This is a genomic window from Blastococcus sp. TML/M2B (genome assembly GCF_016612865.1).
In the GTDB taxonomy this organism is placed as follows: Bacteria; Actinomycetota; Actinomycetes; order Mycobacteriales; family Geodermatophilaceae; genus Blastococcus.
Genome location: NZ_JAENZZ010000001.1, coordinates 1,512,961 through 1,534,304, shown reverse-complemented (window position 1 = coordinate 1,534,304; position 21,344 = coordinate 1,512,961). Strand labels below are relative to the sequence as shown.

17 protein-coding genes are annotated in these 21,344 nt (G+C 77.1%); 2 read left to right on the top strand and 15 right to left on the bottom strand.

Going from position 1 to position 21,344, the window contains the following annotated elements; genetic code table 11:
- Positions 1 to 69: 69 nt before the first annotated feature.
- From JKP75_RS07480 to mraZ, 13 genes are all read right to left on the bottom strand, one after another.
- Positions 70 to 888, bottom strand: a complete 819-nt coding sequence (locus tag JKP75_RS07480; RefSeq protein ID WP_200491952.1) for an FtsQ-type POTRA domain-containing protein — start codon at positions 886 to 888, stop codon at positions 70 to 72.
- Positions 885 to 2,357: a UDP-N-acetylmuramate--L-alanine ligase gene (gene murC, locus JKP75_RS07475; protein ID WP_200491953.1), complete on the bottom strand. Its 1,473-nt coding sequence runs from the start codon at positions 2,355 to 2,357 to the stop codon at positions 885 to 887. The genes JKP75_RS07480 and murC overlap by 4 nt, the downstream gene beginning before the upstream one ends.
- A complete protein-coding gene (gene murG / locus JKP75_RS07470; RefSeq protein WP_242472208.1) occupies positions 2,354 to 3,409 on the bottom strand; it encodes an undecaprenyldiphospho-muramoylpentapeptide beta-N-acetylglucosaminyltransferase in 1,056 nt (351 codons plus the stop codon). The genes murC and murG overlap by 4 nt, the downstream gene beginning before the upstream one ends.
- Before the next feature lie 65 nt (positions 3,410 to 3,474).
- Positions 3,475 to 4,965, bottom strand: a complete 1,491-nt coding sequence (ftsW, locus tag JKP75_RS07465) for a putative lipid II flippase FtsW (RefSeq protein WP_309229615.1) — start codon at positions 4,963 to 4,965, stop codon at positions 3,475 to 3,477.
- A 4-nt stretch (positions 4,966 to 4,969) separates the two neighbouring features.
- Positions 4,970 to 6,388, bottom strand: coding sequence for a UDP-N-acetylmuramoyl-L-alanine--D-glutamate ligase (murD, locus tag JKP75_RS07460; RefSeq protein WP_200491954.1), 1,419 nt, complete (start codon positions 6,386 to 6,388; stop codon positions 4,970 to 4,972).
- Positions 6,388 to 7,464: a phospho-N-acetylmuramoyl-pentapeptide-transferase gene (gene mraY / locus JKP75_RS07455; protein WP_200491955.1), complete on the bottom strand. Its 1,077-nt coding sequence runs from the start codon at positions 7,462 to 7,464 to the stop codon at positions 6,388 to 6,390. The genes murD and mraY overlap by 1 nt, the downstream gene beginning before the upstream one ends.
- The gene (gene murF, locus JKP75_RS07450; RefSeq protein ID WP_200491956.1) at positions 7,461 to 8,858 is read right to left on the bottom strand and encodes a UDP-N-acetylmuramoyl-tripeptide--D-alanyl-D-alanine ligase; all 1,398 of its coding nucleotides are present in this window, start codon (positions 8,856 to 8,858) and stop codon (positions 7,461 to 7,463) included. Before murF ends, mraY begins: the two co-directional genes overlap by 4 nt.
- The gene (locus JKP75_RS07445; protein WP_200491957.1) at positions 8,855 to 10,417 is read right to left on the bottom strand and encodes a UDP-N-acetylmuramoyl-L-alanyl-D-glutamate--2,6-diaminopimelate ligase; all 1,563 of its coding nucleotides are present in this window, start codon (positions 10,415 to 10,417) and stop codon (positions 8,855 to 8,857) included. Before JKP75_RS07445 ends, murF begins: the two co-directional genes overlap by 4 nt.
- A 110-nt stretch (positions 10,418 to 10,527) precedes the next feature.
- The gene (locus JKP75_RS20840) at positions 10,528 to 11,484 is read right to left on the bottom strand and encodes a penicillin-binding protein 2 (RefSeq protein ID WP_242473173.1); all 957 of its coding nucleotides are present in this window, start codon (positions 11,482 to 11,484) and stop codon (positions 10,528 to 10,530) included.
- A complete protein-coding gene (locus JKP75_RS20835; RefSeq protein WP_309229614.1) occupies positions 11,444 to 12,379 on the bottom strand; it encodes a hypothetical protein in 936 nt (311 codons plus the stop codon). The genes JKP75_RS20840 and JKP75_RS20835 overlap by 41 nt, the downstream gene beginning before the upstream one ends.
- A 2-nt stretch (positions 12,380 to 12,381) precedes the next feature.
- Positions 12,382 to 12,897, bottom strand: coding sequence for a hypothetical protein (locus tag JKP75_RS07435; protein ID WP_200491959.1), 516 nt, complete (start codon positions 12,895 to 12,897; stop codon positions 12,382 to 12,384).
- Positions 12,894 to 13,889, bottom strand: coding sequence for a 16S rRNA (cytosine(1402)-N(4))-methyltransferase RsmH (gene rsmH / locus JKP75_RS07430; protein ID WP_200492900.1), 996 nt, complete (start codon positions 13,887 to 13,889; stop codon positions 12,894 to 12,896). The genes JKP75_RS07435 and rsmH overlap by 4 nt, the downstream gene beginning before the upstream one ends.
- A 342-nt stretch (positions 13,890 to 14,231) precedes the next feature.
- Complete coding sequence (mraZ, locus tag JKP75_RS07425; RefSeq protein ID WP_200491960.1) at positions 14,232 to 14,666, bottom strand: division/cell wall cluster transcriptional repressor MraZ; 435 nt, start codon at positions 14,664 to 14,666, stop codon at positions 14,232 to 14,234.
- A 223-nt stretch (positions 14,667 to 14,889) separates the two neighbouring features.
- On the opposite strand from mraZ, the gene JKP75_RS07420 reads away from it, so the two are divergent.
- Together JKP75_RS07420 and JKP75_RS07415 are read left to right on the top strand one after the other, a co-directional pair.
- Positions 14,890 to 15,873 carry a MoxR family ATPase gene (locus JKP75_RS07420; protein WP_200492899.1) on the top strand — a complete coding sequence of 328 codons (984 nt, stop codon included), beginning with the start codon at positions 14,890 to 14,892 and terminating at the stop codon, positions 15,871 to 15,873.
- Between the two features lie 53 nt (positions 15,874 to 15,926).
- Positions 15,927 to 19,535 (top strand): transglutaminaseTgpA domain-containing protein, encoded by a 3,609-nt coding sequence (locus JKP75_RS07415; RefSeq protein WP_200492898.1) that lies wholly within the window; start codon positions 15,927 to 15,929, stop codon positions 19,533 to 19,535.
- A gap of 3 nt (positions 19,536 to 19,538) precedes the next feature.
- Here JKP75_RS07415 and JKP75_RS07410 read toward each other — a convergent pair whose 3' ends face one another.
- Both JKP75_RS07410 and dinB read right to left on the bottom strand, forming a co-directional pair.
- Positions 19,539 to 19,949: a DUF3040 domain-containing protein gene (locus JKP75_RS07410; RefSeq protein WP_200491963.1), complete on the bottom strand. Its 411-nt coding sequence runs from the start codon at positions 19,947 to 19,949 to the stop codon at positions 19,539 to 19,541.
- Positions 19,950 to 20,075: 126 nt separating this feature from the next.
- A complete protein-coding gene (gene dinB / locus JKP75_RS07405; RefSeq protein ID WP_309229613.1) occupies positions 20,076 to 21,326 on the bottom strand; it encodes a DNA polymerase IV in 1,251 nt (416 codons plus the stop codon).
- Positions 21,327 to 21,344 lie beyond the last annotated feature (18 nt).

The following is a 21,344-nucleotide window of genomic DNA, read 5'->3' as shown; positions in this document are numbered from 1 at the left end:
GTGGTGGGCGTGTCGACCCGCGGGGCCCGTCCGCGCGCTGCGGACACGGGTGGCGACGGTGCGCGACCGCTACCGGAGGACGACGGCGTCGGGGACGCTGAGATCCAGCTCGGTGGCGGGCTCGACGGTGCCGGCGTCGATCTCGTCGAGCAGCGCCGCGAGGATCCGCGCCTTGTCCTCGGACTCCTCCGGGCCGCCCCAGCGGACGACGGTGCCGTCGGTCAGCGTCAGCACGAGGGCGCCCGGCCCGGGCGCCTCGACGAGACCCAGCTGCTCGCGGATGCCGGCCGGGAGCGCACCGATCGCGGTGAGCGCCGCGGTGGTCGCGGGGTCGTCCGGGCCGGGCTCGGCCACGGCGAGCGGCACGACGCCCGCGGGCGGCTCGCCGGTGACCGTGTCGAAGAGCACCCCCCGCGCGTCCAGCAGGGACCGGCGGCCGGGCTCGCCGACGACGGCCAGCGGCGTCCGCTCGACGACGGTGACGACCACGCGGCTGGGCCAGCCGCGGCTCACCGTGACCGACTCGACCTGGGGCAGCTCGGCGACGGCGTCCCGGGCGGCGTCGACGTCGACCCGGAGCAGGGGCGTGCCGTCGTCGATGCCCGCGGTCTCGCGGACCAGCTCGGCCGGCAGCGTGGTCGTGCCGTCCACCTGCACGGAGCGGACCGCCAGCAGCGGGCCGGCCCACAGCGCCCACGCGAGGAGGCCGAGCACGAGCACGCCCAGCCCGGCCTGGAGCGCGCGGCGGCGCCGTCCCGACCGCCCGCGCCGGCGGTCACGGCGGCGGTCGCGCAGCGAGGTGACCGAGGCGCCGGTGCGCCGCTCGGCGGGGCGCCGCCGGGACGAGCCGCCGTCGCGGTCCTTGGTGGTCGTCCCGGTCCGGCTCACCGGAGGGCGCCCGTCGCCCCGCCCGCCCCGTCCTCCCCGGTCCGTCCGGACGCGCGGGCGGTCAGCGCCTCGAGCACCTCGGGCCCGACCATCGAGACGTCGCCCGCGCCCATCGTCATGACCAGGTCGCCGGCGCGGGCCCGCGCGGCCAGCGCCGGGGCGGCCGCCGACCAGGACGGCTCGAACAGCACCCGCTCGGCCGGCAGCGGGACGGCGTCGGCCACCAGCGCGCCGGTCACCCCGGGGACGGGGTCCTCCCGGGCGCCGTAGATCTCCATGACGACGACCTCGTCGGCCAGCCCGAGGGCCTCGCCGAAGCCGGCGGCGAACTCCTGCGTCCGGCTGTACAGGTGCGGCTGGAAGGCCACGACCAGCCGGCCGTCCCCCGCGACCGCGCGGGCCGCACGCAGCTGGGCGCGCACCTCGGTCGGGTGGTGGGCGTAGTCGTCGTAGACCCGGACGCCGTCGACGACGCCCTTGAGCTCGAACCGCCGGCCCACCCCGCCGAAGCGGCCCAGGCCATCGATCAGCGCCTCGGCGGGCAGTCCCAGCTCGAGGCCGGCCAGGAGCGCGGCGGCGCTGTTGAGGGCCATGTGCTCCCCCGGCACGCGGATCCGCACCCGGCCGAGCTCGCGGCCGTCCAGCACCGCGGTCCAGCTGGTGGCGTCGCCCTCGACCCGCAGGTCGTCCAGGCGCAGGTCGGCGTCGGCGTCGCGACCGTAGGTGCGCACCCGGGCCGGCGTGGGCACGCCCCGCAGCCGCGCCGACCCGGGATCGTCGGCGCAGAGCACGAGGAAGCCGGCCGGGTCGATCGTCTGCAGGAACCGGTCGAAGGCCGCCTCGACCGCGGCGAGGTCGCCGTAGTTGTCCAGGTGGTCGGCCTCGACGTTGGTGACGATGCCGCCGAACGGCGCGAGCAGCAGGAACGAGCGGTCGCTCTCGTCGGCCTCGGCGACGAAGATGTCGCCCTCCCCCGCGTGCGCGTTTGAGCCGGACTCGTTGAGGGTGCCGCCGATGGCGAAGGAGGGGTCCGCGCCGCAGGCCTGCACGGCGACGGTGAGCATCGAGGTGGTCGAGGTCTTGCCGTGCGTTCCGGCGACCGCCACGCTGCGCCGCCCGGCCATGACCGAGGCCAGCGCGACCGCCCGGGGCAGCACCCGCAGCCCGCGGGCCCGCGCGCCGGCGAGCTCCGGGTTGTCGTCCCGGATCGCGGTGGACACCACGACGGTGTCGGCGTCGCCCAGGTGCGCGGCGTCGTGCCCGAGCTCGACCCGCGCGCCCAGGGCGCGCAGGGCCAGCAGCGTCGGGGTGTCCCGCCGGTCGCTGCCCGACACCCGCACGCCGCGGGCGAGCAGGATGCGGGCGATGCCGCTCATGCCGGCGCCGCCGATGCCGACGAAGTGCACCGCCCCCAGCTCGGCCGGCGCGGGCACCGCACCGGTCCAGGCCGCCACGTCCGCTGCGCTCACTGCTCGACTCCGGCCACGTCGAGCACGATCGCAGCCAGGGTCTCGTCGGCGTCCGGCGCCCCCGCCGCGGCGGCGTTCCGGGCGTAGCCGGCCAGCGCGTCCGGGTCGGTGAGCAGCGGCACCAGGTGCTCGGCGATCCAGGCCGGCGTCAGCTCGGCGTCCTCCACCAGCAGCCCTCCCCCGGCCTCGACCACGGGCAGGGCGTTGCGCCGCTGCTCGCCGTTGCCGATCGGCAGCGGCACGAAGACGCCGGGCAGCCCGACGGCGGAGAGCTCGGCCACGGTCACCGCGCCCGACCGGCACAGGGCGAGGTCGGCGGCGGCGTAGGCGAGGTCCATGCGCTCCAGGTAGTCGACGACGACATAGGGCGGCGCGCCGTCGCCGCGGGGCGACACCACCACGTCGGTGTTCTTGGGTCCGCGGGCGTGCAGCACCTGGACGCCGGCCGCGGCCAGCGCGTCGGCCGCACCCACCGCGGCCCGGTTGAGCGTGGCCGCGCCCTGCGAGCCGCCGAACACCAGCAGCGTGGGCCGGTCGGCATCCAGGCCGAAGGTCTCGCGCGCCTCGGCGCGTCGGGCGGCGCGGTCCAGCGCGGAGATCGCGGTGCGCAGCGGCATGCCCACGTGCTCGCCGCGGTGCAGCGGCGTCCCCGGCGTGGTGACGGCGACCCGCGCGGCCAGCCGGGCGCCGATCCGGTTGGCCAGCCCCGGGAGCGCGTTCTGCTCGTGCACCACGACCGGGACGCCGGCCCGCCGCGCCGCCAGGTAGGCCGGGAGCGCGACGTAGCCGCCGAAGCCGACGACGACGTCGGCACCGACTTCGTCGAGCAGCGCGCGGGTCTCGGCGACCGCGCGCCGCACCCGCCCGGGCACGCGCAGCAGGTCGACGGTGGGCTTGCGCGGCAGGGGCACCGGCGGGATCAGCCGCAGGTCGTAACCGCGGGCGGGGACCAGCCGGGTCTCCATGCCGCGGGCGGTGCCCAGGCAGGTGATCCGCAGCCCGCCGTCGGCCGCGGCCGGGGTGCGGCGCAGCGCGTCGGCGAGGGCGAGCATCGGCTCGATGTGGCCGCCGGTGCCACCGCCGGCGAGGACGACGGACAGCGGTCGGGACGCGCCGCTCACCGGGGCCCCCCGGACCGGCGGTCGGGCGCCGGCCGCGGCGCCGAGGCGCGGGCTCCGCCCTGCCGCGGCGCGGCCTGCCGCGGCGCGGCCTGCCGCGGCGCAGCCGGGGTGCGGACCGGCCGCTCCCGGCGGACCGGGGCGCGGGCGGGCACGACGGTGCGCCCGCTGCCGACCACCGGGCGCTGCGCGTCCTGGTCCTCGGGACGGCGGCGGGGGCGGACCGGCTCGACGGCGGCCGAGGGGGCGGGGAGCAGCAGCCGGGAGAGCCGGCCGCGGTCCCGCGCGCGGAGGGCCTCGACGGCCGCGGGCTCGGTGCAGGCGAAGCGCGCGAGCAGGCCGATCACGGCGAGGGTGAGGATGAGCGACGTGCCGCCCGCGGAGATCAGCGGGAGCGTCACGCCGGTCACGGGGAGGAGGCCGACCACGTAGCCCATGTTCATGGTGGCCTGGCCGACCAGCCACACGGTGATCGCGACGCTGGCGAGCTGCACGAACCGGTCGGCCGCCCGCTTGGCGATGCGGAAGCCGGCGTAGGCCAGCACCCCGTAGAGGGTGACGACCACCAGGCAGCCCAGGAAGCCCAGCTCCTCGCCGATGATCGCGAAGATGTAGTCCGACTCCGCCTCCGGGAGGATGTTCCACTTCATCGCGCTGTTGCCCAGGCCCACGCCGGACCAGCCGCCGCTGGCCAGCGCGTAGAAGCCGCGGATGGCCTGGAACCCGGTGTCGGTCGGGTCGGCGAAGGGGTCCATGAACGCGGTGATGCGGTCCATCCGGTAGGGCGCCACCGCCACGAGCAGCGCGATCAGCAGCGCCCCGACCGCGGCGAACGCGCCGAACCAGCGCAGCGGCATCCCGCCGGCCCACAGCAGCCCGACGAGCACCAGCCCGAGGCTCACGACCCCGCCGAAGTCCGGCTCGGCGATGATCAGCAGCGAGAGCACGCCGAACACCGGCAGGACCGGGACCAGCAGCGACGTCGTCGTCAGGTAGCGCTCGCGCAGCGCCAGGACGTGCGCGCCCCAGAGGGCGAGCACGATCTTGGCCAGCTCCGAGGGCTGGAAGAGCGTGAAGCCCAGGTCGATCCACTGCCGCGCGCCGTTGAGGCGGACGCCGATGCCGGGCACGAGCACCAGGAGCAGCAGCACGGCGACGGCGACCAGCGCGAACGGCGACCAGCGGCGGATCAGCCCGACCGGCAGCCGCATCGTGACCAGCATCGCGGTCAGGCCCAGGCCCGCCCAGACCAGCTGCTGGACGCCGGGTGCCCAGGCCGCCTCCTGCGCCAGCGCCGCCTCGATCGAGGAGGCGGAGAAGACCATGACCAGCCCGATGAGCAGCAGCAGGCCGGCCGCGCCCAGCACCAGGTGGCAGCTGGTCATCGGCCCGTCCATCCAGGCGGGGGCCGCCCAGCGGCGGGCCGGCGGCCGCACGCGCTCCTCGCGCGCGGACCGGGGAGGACGCGGACGGGTCTGCGTCGTCGTCACGGGGTCAGCCCAGCGCCCGGACCGCGGCGGCGAAGGCGGTGCCCCGGTGCGCGTAGTCGCGGTAGACGTCCATGGACGCCGCCGCGGGGGCGAGCAGCACGGTGTCGCCGGGGCGCGCGAGCCCGCGCGCGGCCGCCACCACGCGCGCCGTCGTCGCCTCGGCCGTCACACCCGTCCCATCCATCCCGCCATCGTCGCCGCTGGGGACCGTGACGACGGGGACCGTCGGGGCGTGTCGCGCCAGGGAGGCGGCGATCCGGTCCCGATCGCGGCCCAGGAGGACCACACCGGCCAGCCGCGGCGCGACGGCGGCGACCAGCGGGTCGACGTCGGCGCCCTTGAGCAGCCCGCCGGCGATCCACACCACGCGCGGGTAGGAGGCCAGCGAGGCGCCGGCGGCGTGCGGGTTGGTGGCCTTGCTGTCGTCGACCCAGTCGACGCCGTCGACGGTGGCCACGAGCACGTTGCGGTGGGCGCCGCCGCGGAAGCCGGCCAGCCCGCGGCCGACGACCTCGGCAGGAACGCCGGCCGCCCGCGCGAGCGCCGCGGCGGCCAGGGCGTTCACCGTGTTGTGCGGGCCGGGCACCTGCAGCAGACCCGCTTCCAGCAGCACCTCCCCCGCCGGGTCGGCGGCGAACGCCCGGTCGACCAGCGCCCCCTCGCGCACGCCGAGCTGGCCGGGCGCCGGTTCGCCGAGGGTGACCGTGACCGGGTGCGGGTGCGCCGCCGCGAGCGACGCGGCGACCGGGTCCCCGGCGTCGGCGACGGCGACCGGCGAGCGCTCGAGGATGCGGGCCTTGGCGTCGCGGTAGGCGGCGAAGGAGCCGTGCCAGTCGGTGTGGTCGTCGGCCACGTTGAGCACCGCGGCGGCGGCCGGTGCCAGGGTCGAGGACCAGTGCAGCTGGAAGCTGGACAGCTCGACGGCGATCGCGTCGAAGGTGGGCGTCCCGTCGGGGTCGCGGGCGGTGACCACCTCGACCAGCGGCCGCCCCACGTTGCCGGCGGCCACCGCGCGGCGGCCGGCGGCCAGCAGGATCGCCTCGAGCATGGTGACCGTCGTCGTCTTGCCGTTGGTGCCGGTGACCGCGAGCCACGGCGCGGGGACGCCGTCCGGCCCGGCGATGCGCAGCCGCCAGGCCAGCTCCGGCTCCCCCACGACCTCGACCCCGCGGCGGGCGGCGTCGGCGAGCAGCGGGGAGTCCGGGCGCCAGCCCGGCGAGGTGACGACGAGGTCGGTGCCCTCGGGGACGGCGGCGGCGTCGCCCAGCCAGGTTGCGCCGGCCGCGGTGAGCTCGGCGACGACCGGGCGCTCCTGGGCGTCGGTGAGCTGCACCGTCGCGCCCAGCTCCAGCAGCACGCGGGCCGCCGCGACCCCGGAGACGCCGAGCCCGGCGACGAGCACGCGGGCCGAGCCGAGTTCCATCACAGCCCCACGAAGGAGAGCCAGTCCGCGTAGAACAGCCCGAGGCCGAACGCGACGGCCATCCCGGTGACCAGCCAGAACCGGACGATGACGGTGTTCTCCGTCCAGCCGGCGAGCTCGAAGTGGTGGTGCAGCGGCGCCATCCGGAACACCCGGCGGCGGGTGGCCCGGAAGAAGGCGACCTGGATGACCACCGAGAGCGTGACGGCGACGAACAGGCCGCCGAGCACGACGAGCAGCAGCTCGGTGCGGGTGACGATCGCCAGCCCGGCGATCAGCCCGCCGAGGGCCAGCGAGCCGGTGTCGCCCATGAAGATGCGCGCCGGGCTGGTGTTCCACCACAGGAAGCCCAGGCAGGCGCCCATGGCCGAGGCCGCGACCAGCGTGATGTCCAGCGGGTCGCGCACCTGGTAGCAGCCCTCGATGAGCTCGCTGGCGCAGTCGTGGGTGAACTGCCAGAAGGAGATGACGATGTAGGAGGCCAGCACCATCGCCGAGGAGCCGGCCGCGAGCCCGTCGAGCCCGTCGGTCAGGTTCACCGCGTTGGAGAACCCGGCGATGAACAGGTAGGCCAGGATCACGAAGCCGATCGAGCCCAGGGTGAGCGGCTCGATGTCGCGCACGTAGGAGACGACGGTGGAGGCCGGCGTCAGCCCGTTGCTCGGGAAGTTGATCGCCAGCACCGCGAACGTGACGCCGACCAGCAGCTGCCCGACCAGCTTGGCGGTCTTGTTCAGCCCGAGGCTGCGGCGGTGCCGGATCTTGAGGTAGTCGTCGAGGAAGCCGACGGTGCCCATGCCGACCATGAGGAACAGCAGCAGGATGCCGGTGGCGCTGAAGCCCCAGCCGGCGTTGCCGATGAACGCCAGGTGCGCGACCAGGTAACCGACGACGGTCGCGCCGACGATCACCGTGCCGCCCATCGTGGGCGTGCCCTTCTTGGACAGGTGGCTCTCGGGGCCGTCGTCGCGGATCTCCTGGCCCAGGCCCTGCCGCCGGAAGGCGCGGATGGCCAGCGGGGTCAGCAGGATGGACAGGATCAGGCCGACGCCTGCGGCGATGAGGACGCTCCTCATCCGTTCGCCCCCTCGTCGAGCAGATCGGCGGCGAGCAGCTCCAGGCCGAAGGACCGGCTGGCCTTGACGAGGACGACGTCCCCGGGGCGCAGCACCTCCGACACGAGCTGGCGGGCAGCGGCCCGGTCCGGCACGAGCACCGACTCCTCTCCTGGACGACGCCCGGCTGCGGCCGCACCGTCGGCTATGCCTACCGCATCGGGGCCGACGGCCACGACGAGATCGATCCCGGCGGCCGCGGCGTCGCGCCCCAGCCGCTCGTGCTCGGCCGCCGCGCCGGGCCCGAGCTCGGCCATGGCGCCGAGCACCGCGATGCGCCGCGTGGCCGGCATCCCGGCCACCGCGGCGAGCGCGGCCCGCATCGACTCGGGGTTGGCGTTGTAGGCGTCGTTGACGACGGTGACGCCGTCGGGGCGGCGGGTGACCTCCATGCGCCAGCGGCTGCGCGGCCCGGCCTCGGACAGCGCGGCGGCGACGGCGGCCGGGGCCATCCCGGCGGCCAGCGCGGCCGCGGCGGCGGACAGCGCGTTGGCGACCTGGTGCTCGCCGACGACGCGCAGGGCGACGGGGTGCTCCTCGCCGCCGGCGACGAGGGTGAACCGGCCGCGGGCGGAGTCGTCGAGGGCCACGTCGACGGCGCGGACGTCGGCGGTCGCGGCCCGCCCGGTGGTGACCACGCGCGCGCGGGTGCGCGGCGCCATGCCGAGCACGCGGGCGTCGTCGGCGTTGAGGACGGCGGTCCCGCTCTCGGGCAGCGCCTCCACCAGCTCGCCCTTGGCCTGCGCGATGACCTCCGCGCTGCCGAACTCGCCGAGGTGCGCGGAGCCCACGTTGAGCACGATGCCGATGTCGGGCCGGGCGACGGCGCACAGCCGGGCGATGTGCCCGGGGCCGCGGGCGCCCATCTCGAGCACCAGGTACCGGGTGCCCTCGTCGGCGCCGAGCACGGTGAGCGGCATGCCGATGTCGTTGTTGTACGAGCCGGGCGGGCTGACCGTCTCCCCCGCCGTCGCCAGCACCTGGCCGAGCAGGTCCTTGGTCGAGGTCTTCCCCGACGAGCCGGTCAGGCCGATCGTGGTGAGCCCACCGGCCGCGGCGAGCCGGGCGTGCACGCCGGCGGCCAGCCGGCCGAGGGCGGCCACCGGGTCGTCGACGAGGACGCACGGCAGCGCCGGGTCGGGCCGGGTGCACAGCGCGCCGGCGGCACCGGCCGCGGCGGCCGCACCGAGGTAGTCGTGCCCGTCCACCCGCTCACCGGCGACGGCGACGAACAGGTCGCCGGGGGCGACGGTGCGCGAGTCCAGGGTCACCGCGCCGGTGACCGCGGCGTCCGGGTCGCCGGCGAGCTCGCCACCGGCGAGGGCGGCGACCTCCGCCAGGGTCAGCGCGATCACCGGCGCACCTCCGCCAGGACCTCGCGCAGCACGGCGCGGTCGTCGAAGGGGTGCACGGTGCCCGCGACCTCCTGGCCGGTCTCGTGGCCCTTGCCGGCCACCAGCACGGTGTCCCCCGGGCGGGCCAGCGACACCGCGGTCGCGATCGCCGCGCGGCGGTCGCCGACCTCGTGCACCTCGGCGCGGCGGTGCGCCGGCACCTCGAGCACGCCGGCCAGCATCGCGGCACGGATGGCGGCCGGGTCCTCGGAGCGGGGGTTGTCGTCGGTCACCACGAGGACGTCGCTGCCCGCAGCCGCGGCCGCGCCCATGCCCGCGCGCTTGCCCGTATCGCGGTCGCCGCCGCAGCCGAGCACGGTGATCAGCCGGCCGGTCGTCGCCGTCCGCAGCGCCGCGAGGGCGGTGCTGACGGCGTCGGGGGTGTGCGCGTAGTCGACGGCGGCGACGAAGGGCTGGCCGGCCTCGACCGGCTCCATCCGGCCGGGGACGACGGTCGCGGCGATGCCGTCGAGCGCGGCGTCGACCGGCACCCCGACGGCGTCGAGCAGCGCGACGGCGAGCAGCGCGTTGGCCACGTTGAACCGGCCGGGCAGCCGGACCCGGGCGTCGCGGCGCAGCCCGCCGGGGCCGTGCAGGGTGAAGGTGGAACCGCCCTCGGGCGCGGCGGCGACGTCGGTCGCCCGCCAGTCGGCGTCCGCGCCCTCGGTGGAGACGGTGACCGGGCGGGGCCGGCCGGGGCGGTCGAGCAGCCGGCGGCCGTGCTCGTCGTCGACGTCGACGACCTCGGCGGCCGCGCGGCCGTCGAAGAGCAGCGCCTTCGCGCGGAAGTACTCCTCGAGGTCGCCGTGGAAGTCCAGGTGGTCGCGCCCCAGGTTGGTGAACCCGGCGGCGGCGAAGCGGACGGCACCGACGCGGCCGAGCACCAGCGCGTGGCTGGAGACCTCCATGACCACGGTGGCGACGCCGGACTCGGCCATGGCGGCGAGGAGGGCGTGCACGGCCGGCGCCTCGGGAGTGGTGCGCTCGCTGGGGATCGCGGTGGTGGCGCCGTCGGCGGTCCGCGTGCGGGTCTGCACAGTGCCGATGAGCCCGGTGGCCCGGCCGGCGGCGGCCAGCCCGGCCTCCACCAGGTAGGCCGTCGTCGTCTTGCCGTTGGTGCCGGTGATGCCGATGACCTGCAGCCGCTCGCTGGGCCGGTCGTAGACGCGGTCGGCCACCTCGCCGAGCACGCCGCGGGGGTCCTCGACGACGCACACGGGCAGGCCGGTCGCGACCGCGTCGGCGCGCCCGGTGGGGTCGGTGAGGACGGCGACGGCACCGCGCTCGACGGCCTGCGCGACGTAGCGGACGCCGTGCGTGCGGGCGCCGGGCAGCGCGGCGTAGAGGTCCCCGGGGCGGACGTCGCCGGAGGCGAGGGTGAGGCCGGAGACGGTCACCTCCGGGTCGCCGGCGACCGGCCGGCCGAGGAGATCGGCGAGCTCGGGCAGCGGCACGGGGCGCGGTGCGCGCGGGCGGCTGCCCGCGGGCGGGGGCGCCGACCCGCCGTCGGTCGGGGTCACGGGGCTCCAATCTACCGGCGCCGGTCCTCCTCCTCGTGCCACCGCGCCCCGCCGACGTGGCGGGATCGCCCCGGGGGTGTGCGGGCGGGAGGGCGGAGCGCTGCGCCCGGTCAGCGGTCGCGGGTGAGCTGGAAGTCCGGGCGCGGCGTGCCCGAGGGGACGACGCCGTCGGCGGTCAGCGCGTACCGGAGGATGTCGCGGAACACCGGCGCGGCCACCTGGCCGCCCTCGGCGGAGCTGGTCGGCCGCTCCAGGTCGACCGCGACCACGTACTGCGGGTCGTCGGCGGGGGCGAAGCCGACGAAGGTGGTGAAGTAGCCGCCGCCCTCGTAGCAGCCGCACTCGGGGTTGGCCCGCTGCGCGGTGCCGGTCTTGCCGGCGACGCGGAAGCCCTCGATCTGGCCCAGCGGCGCGGTGCCGCCGGGGCCCACGACCGCCTCGAGCATGTAGGCCATCGCGTCGGCGGTGTCCTCGCTGATCACCCGGGTGCCCTGGGGCCGCTCCGCCTGCTCGACGTGGCCGTCGGGCGAGGTGACCGACCGGACGATGCGCGGCTCGATGCGGACGCCGTCGTTGGCGATCGCCTGGTAGACCGAGGCCATCTGCAGCGCGGTCACCGAGACGCCCTGCCCGATGGCGATGTTGGCGGCCTGGATCTCGCTCCACTCGTCGGAGCCCTGGAAGATGCCCCTGCTCTCGCCGGGCAGCTCGATGCCGGTGCGGCTGCCGATGCCGAAGGCCCGGAGGTAGCGCTCGAGCACCTCGTCGCCGACCTCGCGGGCGAGCATGATCGTGCCGACGTTGCTGGACTTGGCGAGGATGCCGGTGACGGACCAGTCGATGGGCGCGTGGTCGTGCGCGTCGGTGACCCGCCGGTTGCCGGCCTGGATGTGGCCGTCGACGGTCAGGAACTCCTCCGGCGTCGCCTCGCCCTCCTCGATCGCGGCGGCCAGCGTGACGGCCTTCATGACCGAGCCGGGCTCGAAGACGTCGGAGACCACCGGGTTGCCCAGCCGGTCAGGGGTCTCACCAGGCCGTCCGGGGTCGTAGCCGGGGCAGGAGCCCATGGCGGCGACCTCGCCGGTGCGCACGTCGAGCACCACGGCCGAGGCGCGGGTGGTGAAACCGTCGGCGCAGGCCTCGGCGAGCCGCTGCTCGGTGACGTACTGCAGGTCCTGGTCGATGGTCAGCGCGACGTCGCTGCCGTCGGTGGCGGGCACCGACTCGTCGATGCCGCGGGAGGGGATGGGGTTGCCGCCGCTGCCCACCTCGAGCCGGCGGGTGCCCGGCGTGCCGGCGAGCTCGTCCTCGAAGGTCTGCTCGATGCCCGCCAGGCCGGTGCCGTCGCGGCCGACGAAGGCCGACGACCTGCCCGCCGACCGCACCGGCCGGGTAGCGCCGCTCCGGGGCGTCGGTGATCACGATGCCGGCCAGCCCCAGTTCCCGGACGGCGTCGGCGGTCTCGGGGGGAACCCCCTCGGCCAGCAGCTGGTAGCGCCCCTCCCCCGCGAGCTTCTCGGTGAGCTCGGCGACCGGGACGTCGAGCAGCGTGGTGAGCGCCAGCGCGGCCCGGGCCGGGTCGGTGACGACGGTGGGATCGGCGGCGATCGTGGAGGCGTCGGCGGTGTAGGCGAACGGCCGGCCCTCGCGGTCGGTGATCTCGCCGCGGATGGCGGCGATCGGGTAGGTGCGCAGCCGGTCCTGGGCGGCGGCGTTGGCGTAGCGCGCGCCGTCGATGCCCTGGACGACGGCCAGCCGGCCCACCACGACGACGAGCAGCAGGACCAGCAAACCCAGCCCGATCCGGTTGCGGCTCATCCGCTGGGCGAGCGAGAGCCCCGCTCCCCCGCTGCGCCGGCTGCCCGGTGCACGCCGGGAGGTGAAGGCCCCCGGACCGCTGCGCGGCGCCGGGCGGCCGCCGCTGCGCGGTCCCGTCCCGGGGCCGCGGACGGTGCCCGCCACGGTCAGTTACCGCCCGCGGGGGTCTCCACCGGCGGCTCGGGCGCCTCGGCGGGCGCCGGCTCCCCGCGGAGCACGGCCGAGCCGTCGGCGTCGAGCACCAGGTAGGCGGCCGGTCCGGCGGGGACCAGCCCGGCGGCGACGGCGGCCGTGGCGATGGCGGCCGAGGTGCCGCCGGCGATGACCTGCTGCTGGAGGAGCGCGACCTCCTGCGCCCGCGCGGCGTTGTCGGCGCGCAGCCGGGTGGCCTCCAGGGAGTCGACGGCGATCGCGGTGTTGAGCACCAGCAGGCCGAGGGTGGTGCCGGCCAGCAGGGCCACGACGAGCAGCACGAACGGCGCGCGCCGGTGCCGCAGCGCCGTGCGCGGGCGGCGGCGGGCGCGCGGCGCCGGCGGGGCGACCACGCTCAGCTGGGGGCGGGCGGTGCGCGGCGCCGTCCGGGGCACGGGGCGCGAGGGCGAGGTCCTCGGCGCGGCGGGCACCCGGGCGCTGGGGACGCGGGCAGTGGCTCGGCTGCTCATGCCGCCCTCCGGATGCGCTCGGCCGCGCGGACGCGGGCGGAGGCCGCACGCGAGTTCGCGGCGACCTCGTCGTCGGTGGCGGCCTCGCCGCCACGGGTCAGGAGCCGGAGCACGGGGCCGTGCTCCGGCAGGGGCACGGGCATGCCGTGCGGGGTGTGGTCGGTGGCGCCCTCGGCGAGGGTCTGCTTGACGATGCGGTCCTCGAGGGAGTGGAAGGTGATGACCGCGATCCGCCCGCCGACGGCGAGCGCCTCGATCGCGGCCGGCAGCGCGCGCTCGAGCACGCCGAGCTCGTCGTTGACCTCGATGCGCAGCGCCTGGAAGGTCCGCTTGGCCGGGTGGCCGCCGGTCCGCCGGGTGGCCGCGGGGATGGCGTCGCGGACGAGGTCGGCCAGCCGCGCGGTGGAGGTGAAGGGCTCGCGGGCGCGCTCGCGCTCGATCGCGGCGGCGATGCGGGAGGCGAAGCGCTCCTCGCCGTAGACCCGGAGCACCCGCGCCAGCTCCTTGGCCGGGTAGGTGTTGACGATCTCGGCGGCGGTGCGCCCGCGCTCGGGGTTCATCCGCATGTCCAGCGGGGCGTCGGCGGAGTAGCTGAAGCCGCGGTCGGGGCGGTCCAGCTGCAGCGAGGAGACGCCGAGGTCGAACAGGACCGCCTGCACCTCGGGGACGCCGAGGCGGTCGAGGACGTCGGGCAGCTCGTCGAAGACGGCGGGGACCAGGGTGACCCGGTCGGTGTGGCCGGCGGCGGCGATGCGGCGGGCGGCCTCGGCGCGGGCGTCGGGGTCGCGGTCCAGGCCGATGAGGCGCAGGCCGGGGTGGGCGTCAAGGAGGGCCAGCGAGTGGCCGGCCAGGCCCAGGGTCATGTCGACGAGCACGGCGCCGGGGGCGGCACAGGCCGGGGCGAGCAGCTCGGTGATCCGGTCGAGGAGGACGGGCACGTGCACCGGCGGCCGCGGCGCGTCCGGCGCCTCGGCAGGTCCGGTGCTGCTCATCGTCGACTGCCTCTCGGTGGGGCGCGGTGGGGATCGTGGGGCGCGGTGGGGCGGGTGGGTGCAGGTCGTCCGCGGAACCGGTCCGGGGAGGGGGTCCGTCCCCCGCGGGGCGCCGCCTGGCGTCGGGGAAGAGCGTCAGGTGGTGCCCCGCGGGGCCGGGTGGTCACCGGTGCCGGCCCGCCGGGGAGGGCGGGGCCGGGCGCACCTGCCGGCCCGGTCGGTCCTCGGGGCGTGGACCCAGCAGCGGGGAAGGCGGCTGGGGCCTGGTCCGGTCGAGCCGCGGGGAAGGCGGCTCGAACGGGTTCCCGGGGCCCGGGTGGGGGCGGGTGGGGCGACCTGGGATCACGACAGCGTCGGCATCCCCTCGCTCTCCATGTCGGCGTAGGCGGCTTCCAGCTCGGCCACGTAGGCCTCCCAGTTGCCGGCGTCCCAGATCTCGAAGCGGGTGTCCACGCCGACGACGACGACGTCGCGGTCCAGCCCGGCGTACTCGCGGAGGCTCGCCGGGATGGTGATGCGGCCGGTCTTGTCCGGCTCGATCTCGACCATCGACCCGAAGCTCATGCGGGCGGCCATGCGCGCCCGGGCGGTGTCGGAGGGCGCCATGGCGGCCATCGCGGCGCTCTGCTCGGCGACGCGGGCCATGGTGAGGCCGTAGACGCAGCGCTCCTGGCCCTTCTTGATCACCATGCCGTCGGCCACCTGGTCGCGGAAGCGGACCGGCAGCGCGAGCCGGCCCTTCTCGTCGAGGCGCAGGGGATAGCTGCCGACGAACACCGGCTCACCCCCCGCATCTGTCCTCCACCGGCTCCGCAGCGACCCCTGAGCAGTCCCTGCCTCCCCACCAGGCGACACAGTAACCCACTGGCCCCCACTGGACACCACTCAACGCCGTGTCGCGGTCCACCTCCCCACCGCGCCGCCCGGTCCGGGCCGCCCCCGGCGCCCGGGGGCCGCGCGCACCCCTCCGACCAGGCGCCTGCCACGTACCGTGGGGCGGGTGACGGAGGCGACACGCACCCCCGGTGGGCTGACCGGTCCACCCGTCGACGTCGCCGCGGAGGCCGGCCGGATCGCCGCGAACATCGGCCGCGTGGTCCAGGGCAAGGACGCCGTCGTCCGCCTGGCGCTGGTGACGCTGCTCGCCGAGGGCCACCTGCTGATCGAGGACGTGCCCGGCGTCGGCAAGACCACGCTGGCCAAGGCGCTGGCCGCCTCGGTCGACGCGACCGTCCGGCGCATCCAGTTCACGCCCGACCTGCTGCCCAGCGACGTCACCGGCGTGGCCGTCTACGACCAGGAGTCGCGCGAGTTCGAGTTCAAGCCCGGCGCGATCTTCGCCAACGTGGTCGTGGCCGACGAGATCAACCGGGCCTCCCCCAAGACGCAGTCGGCGCTGCTGGAGTGCATGGAAGAGCGCCAGGTGACGGTGGACGGCGTCAGCTACGAGCTGGCCCGCCCGTTCCTGGTCATGGCGACGCAGAACCCGCTGGAGATGGAGGGCACCTACCCCCTCCCGGAGGCCCAGCGCGACCGCTTCACCACCCGGGTGTCGATGGGCTACCCCGACCGGACCGCCGAGCTGGCGATGCTCGACGACCGCGCGACCACCGATCCCCTGGCCGACCTCCAGCCGGTGGCCGACGCCGCCTCGGTGCGCGACCTCATCGCGGCGGTCGGCCGGCTGCACGTGTCCGAGGCGGTGCGCCGCTACGTCGTCGACCTGGTCGAGGGCACCCGCCGCTCCCCCGCGCTGCGGCTGGGCGCCTCCCCCCGGGCGGGCCTGCAGCTGCTGCGCGCCGCCCGCGCCGCGGCGGCCCTGGCCGGCCGCGACATGGTGCTCGCCGACGACGTGAAGGCGCTCGCCGTCCCCGTGCTGGCCCACCGGCTGCTGCTGGCGCCGGAGTCGGCCGGGGGCGGGCGCACCGCGGAGCACGTGGTGGCCGAGCTGGTCGCCACGCTGCCGGTCCCCCGCGGGCGCTGACGGCGGTGCCGGGGCCGGGCCGACCGCGGACCGCGCTGACGCGGCGCGGGTGGGTGCTGCTCGCGGCCGGGGCGGTGCTGCTGGCCGCGGGCGCCTCCATGGGCGAGCAGGCCGTGGTGCAGCTGGCCGTCTTCGTCCTCGTCCTCCCCCTCGTCTCCGCGCTGGTCGTCGCCCGGGAGCGGTTCCGGCCGTCGGTCGAGCGGGCCGCGGTGCCGGCGCGGGTGCGCCGCGGGGAGGGCACCGAGGTCACCCTCGCGCTGACCAGCGCCGGCCGCCGTCCCGGGGCCACCTGGCTGCTCACCGAGCACCTGCCGCCCGCCCTGGGTCCCGAGCCGCGTTTCGCCGTGAGCCGGCTGGGCTCCGGGCGCCCGACCGAGCTGCGCTACGCGCTCGTGCCACGCCGCCGCGGGCACCACGCCCTGGGCCCGCTGCGGTCGCGGGTCGTCGACCCCTTCGGCCTGGTGGAGCGCAGCAACGCCGGCACCGGCACCGCGCCGCTGCTCGTCGTCCCCCGGGTGCAGCCGCTGAGCCCGGCGGGCACGCTGGACGGCCACGGCGGCGAGGGCGCCCGCCGGGCGATCGCCGTGCACGGCGAGGACGACGTGAGCATCCGGGAGTACCGCCGCGGCGACGACCTGCGGAAGGTCCACTGGCGGGCGACCGCCCGGACCGGCGAGCTGAAGGTCCGCCTCGAGGAGCGGCCCTGGCGGGCGCGGACCACGGTGCTGCTCGACGCCCGCCGGCCCGCGCACCTCATCGCCGGCCAGCACGACCCCGATCCCGCCGACAGCCTGGAGTGGGCGGTCGAGGCGGCGGCCAGCATCGCCGTCGGCCTGGGCCGGCGCGGCCACGAGGTCCGGGTCGTCACCGAGGACGGCGAGCTGGCCGGCACCGGGCGCCTCCCGCGCCGGTCCGTCCGGCGCCGCGGCCGAGGGGCTGCTCGACCGGCTGGGCACGCTGCTGCCCTCCCCGCGCACCGACCTCCGCCCCGGCCTCGAGGTGCTGCACCGCATCGGTGGCGACGGTCAGGTCGTCTGCCTGCTCGGGGCGCTGGGCCCCGACGACGTCGCGGAGCTGGTCCGCGCCCTGCCGGGGCCGGCGCCGCGCGCGGCCGTGCTGCTCGACCTGGGCAGCTTCCTGCCCGCCGTCCGCGGGCACCGCCGCGGTGGCTCGGCCGCGGGCACCGCGCTGGCCGACCAGCGCGACGAGTCCGCCGACCGGCTGCGCGCCGCCGGCTGGCAGGTGGCCGTGGCCCGCGCGGGCGACCCCGTCGCCGTCGTCTGGGCCGCGCTGTCCGGCCGGCCGGTGGCCGGGGCGGTCCGGTGAGGGCCGCGGAGCTGCGCGCGTCGCTGGTCGCGGCGGCCGCCACGCTGCTCGGGGCACTCGCGCTCTCCCCCGTCCTCTCGTCGGGCACCTGGCTGCGCCCGGTGGTCGACGCCGTCCTCGTCGTCCTGGTCACCGGGCTGGTGCTGCGCGGCGCCGGGGCGGCGCTCGCCGCCCGCGCCTTCCCGGACCGGCCGGTCCCCCGCGTGCTCGCCGTGCTCGGCACCGCCGTGGTCCCGCTCGCCCAGCTCGCCGCCCTGACCGCCCACCTGGTCCGCCGCTCCACCGACGTCGGCGGCCTCCTCCCCACCCGCGCCGGCGTCGAGGCACTCCTGCCCGTCCTGCGCGACGGGGTGGAGGAGATCCGCGAGCAGGTGGCGCCCGCGCTGCCGGTCGCCTCGCTCACCGCCCTCGTCGTCGGCGTCGTGGGGCTGGTCGCGGTCCTGGTCGACCTGCTCGCCGTCACCCGGCGGGGCGCGCTCGCCGGCCTGGCCCTGCTCACCCTGGCCGGCGTCCCGGTGTTCACCCTCGGCGGCGACATCGGCCTGGTGCCCGTCGTGGGCCCCGCGGCCGGGTTCGGGCTGCTGCTGTGGTCCGACCAGGCCGGCCGGCTCGACGCCGGCCGCCGGGTCAGCGGGCCGCGCAGCGCCGGCGGGAGCACGGCCGCACGCATCGGCGGGGTCGCGGTGCTCGTCGCGGTCCTGCTCGGCGGGACGCTGCCCACCCTCGCCGAGGGGACGCTCAACGGCGGCACGGGCGGGGGGTCCACCGGGACGGCGCTGGACCCGGTCGCCGAGATGGCCGGCGAGCTGACCCGCAACGACCCCATCGACCTGCTCCGGCTGGAGACACCGGTGCCCGACCCCGGCTACCTGCGCGCGGTCACCATCGACCGGTACGACACCGAGGGCGGCTGGACGCTGACCGAGCCGCAGACCCAGCTGCCGCTGAACGCGCAGCTGCCGACCGGCCACTACCCGCAGTCCGGGCGGCCGGTCACCGCCACGATCGAGGCGGTCGGGCACGACGACCGCTTCCTGCCGGTGCCCGTCGCGCCGCAGGCGGTGTCCATCGCCGGCGGGGAGAACGGCTGGCGCTTCGACCCGGTCACCGACACCGTCGTCGGCGCGGACGTCTCGAGCCGCGGCCGGCGCTACGAGGTGACCGCGTCGGAGGTGCGGCCCTCGCCGGAGCAGCTGCAGGCCGCGCCGCCCCTCCCACCGGGCCACCCAGAACTGGTGCGCTTCACCCAGCTGCCCGACCTGGACCCCCGGGTGACCGCCGAGGTGCGTCGGCTGGTCGACGGGGTGGAGGGCGGTTACGCGCGCGTGCGGGCGATCCTGGACTTCCTCACCGACCGCGCCAACGGCTTCGAGTACGACCTCTCCACCGCCCCGGGCACCAGCGGCGACGACCTGGTCGACTTCCTCGCCGAGCGGCAGGGCTACTGCGAGCAGTACGCCGGGGCGATGGCCGTCATGGTGCGCGCCGCCGGCATGCCGGCCCGGGTGGCGCTGGGCTACACGCCGGGCACCGCTCAGGAGGACGGCAGCCGGCTGATCACCACCGACGACGCGCACGCCTGGGTGGAGGTCTTCTTCGTCGACCTGGGCTGGGTGCCGTTCGACCCCACGCCGATCGACGTCAGCCGCCGGGCCGACCTGCCGTGGGCACCGCGGGTGGCGACCGAGGACCTGCCCGAGCAGGCCCCCGAGCTGGCGCCGGAGATCCCGCCCGAGCTGCTGCTGCTGGACCCGCTCAACCCGCTGGTGCCCGGGGGTGGCCCGGACGACGGCGCCGTGCCCGACGCCGCCCCCGCGGCCGCGGAGAACCCGTGGCCGGTGCGGTCAGGCCTGGTCCTGCTGCTGGTCGGGGCCGCGGCGGCGCCGGCCGGTGTCCGGCTGCTCCAGCGCCGCCGGCGCCTGGCGACCGGTGAGCCGCAGGCGCTGTGGGACGAGCTGACGGCCACCGCCGACGACCTCGGCATCGCCCGGGATCCCGCCTGGACCCCCCGCGAGGCCGGCGCCGCGCTCGGCGGGCGGACCGGGCCCGAAGGCGCCGCGGCGATCGGCCGGCTGGCGCGGGCCGAGGAGCTGGCCGGCTACGGCCCGCCGGCCGCCGCCCCCGAGGACGGGCTGGCCGAGGCGCTGCGCACCGCCCGGCGGGAGCTGCGCGCGGGCGTCGACCGCCGGACCCGGCTGCGGGCGACCGCGTGGCCCGCCTCGCTGCCGGCTGCGGTGCGGGCGGGGCTGCCCGCATGGGCATGTGGGCTGCCCGAGATGCGCCGCAGCCGCCGCCCCGGAGGGCGGCGGCTGCGGACGGGAGGTGCGGGAAGCTGAGGGCTACTGGTCGTAGCGGCGGCGGAACCGCTCCTCGAGCCGGTTCTTCAGCGGCGGGCGGCCGGGGCGGCTGCCGCGACCGGCCCGGGCGGGGCCGGCGGGACCGCGACCGCCGGCCGGGGCGGGCCCGGCCTCCACGGCGCCGGTGGCGGCCTTGTAGTGGAGGACGGCCAGCGCGGCACCGCCGAAGGCGATGAGGAAGCCGATCACCCCCAGGATCACCGAGTCGGCGACCGCGCCGCCGACCAGGACGGCGAAGCCGACGACGACGAGACCGGCGCCGATCTGCAGCCGGCGCCGGGCCTTCAGCCGGCGGTCGCCGGTGCGGACCGACGAGGCGAACTTCGGATCGTCGTCGACGAGGGCGCGCTCGATCTGCTCCAGCAGACGCTGCTCGTGTTCGGAGAGCGGCACGTCGACCTCCAGGTGGGCGGAGCCAGGGCCGTCGGTGGCTCCCGCCGACGGTGACATCGAGGATACGAGCCCTTTGCGGGGCGCGAAAGGTGACCTTACGGCGAGCCGTGGACGATGTGCCGGTGGTCACCCCTCCGGGTATCGCGCGGGGGGTCGCGGGCGGGTCGCAGCGGCCCCTCCCGACCGTCCCGGGCGACCGTCGCGGTGCAGCAGGGTGGCCGGTCGGACGGCTCCCGCGCCGAACCGGCGGGCGGCGCGGTCGGCGGCGAGCTCGGCGTCGCGCCGGCCGTGCTCGCGGGCGCCGAGCTCCAGCTGCTGGGGTGCCGACCCGGCCTCCACCAGCCGCTCCGCGCGCACGCCGACCAGCCGGATGCGGGCCCGCTCGAGGCCCAGCGCGTCGAACAGCGCTCGGGCGGTGTCGTAGAGCTCCTGCCCGACGTCGGTCGGGACGTCGAGGGTGCGGCTGCGGGTGATCGTGGCGAAGTCGGCGAAGCGCACCTTGATGCTCACCGTGCGGGCCAGCCAGCCGCCCGACCGCAGCCGGCCCGCCGTCCGCTCGGCGAGCAGCAGCAGCTCGCGGTGGATGACCGCCGGGTCGTCGACGTCGGTACCGAAGGTCTCCTCGTGGCCGGTCGACTTCTCCGGCTCGTCCGGGACCACCCGGCGCGGGTCGCGCCCCCAGGCCAGCTCGTGCAGGTGGCCGCCCGCGGCCGGGCCCAGCGCCCGCTGCAGCGTCCGGGCCGGGACGTGCGCGAGGTCGCCGACGGTCTTCAGCCCGAGCCGCAGCAGCTGCTCCTCGGTCTTGGGGCCCACGCCCCACAGCGCGCCGACCGGCAGCGGGTGCAGGAAGTCCATGACCTCGGCCGGCCGGACGATCCGCATCCCGTCGGGCTTGGCGGAGGTGGAGGCGAGCTTGGCGACGAACTTGCTGCTCGCCACGCCGACCGAGCAGGTGATCCCCTGCTCGTCGAAGACGCGGGCGCGCAGGTACTCCCCGATCTCCGCGGCGTCGCCCAGCCGCCGGCCGGACCCGGAGACGTCGAGGAATGCCTCGTCCATGCTGAGCGGCTCCACCAGCGGGGTGATCGAGCGGAACAGCGCCATCACCGAGCGGGACACCTCGCCGTAGAGCGCCAGGTCGCCGGGGAGCACGGTCGCCGTGGGGCACAGCCGCAGCGCGCGGGCGGTGGGCATGGCGGCGTGCACGCCGTACCGCCGCGCCTCGTACGTGGCCGAGGTGACCACCCCGCGGTTGCCCGCCCCGCCGACGATCACCGGGGTGCCGGCCAGCTCCGGGTGGCGCCGGACCTCGACGCTGGCGAAGAACGCGTCCATGTCGACGTGCAGCACGGTGCACCCCTCCGCCCGCCCGGTCACGCCGCCCCCTCTCCTGTC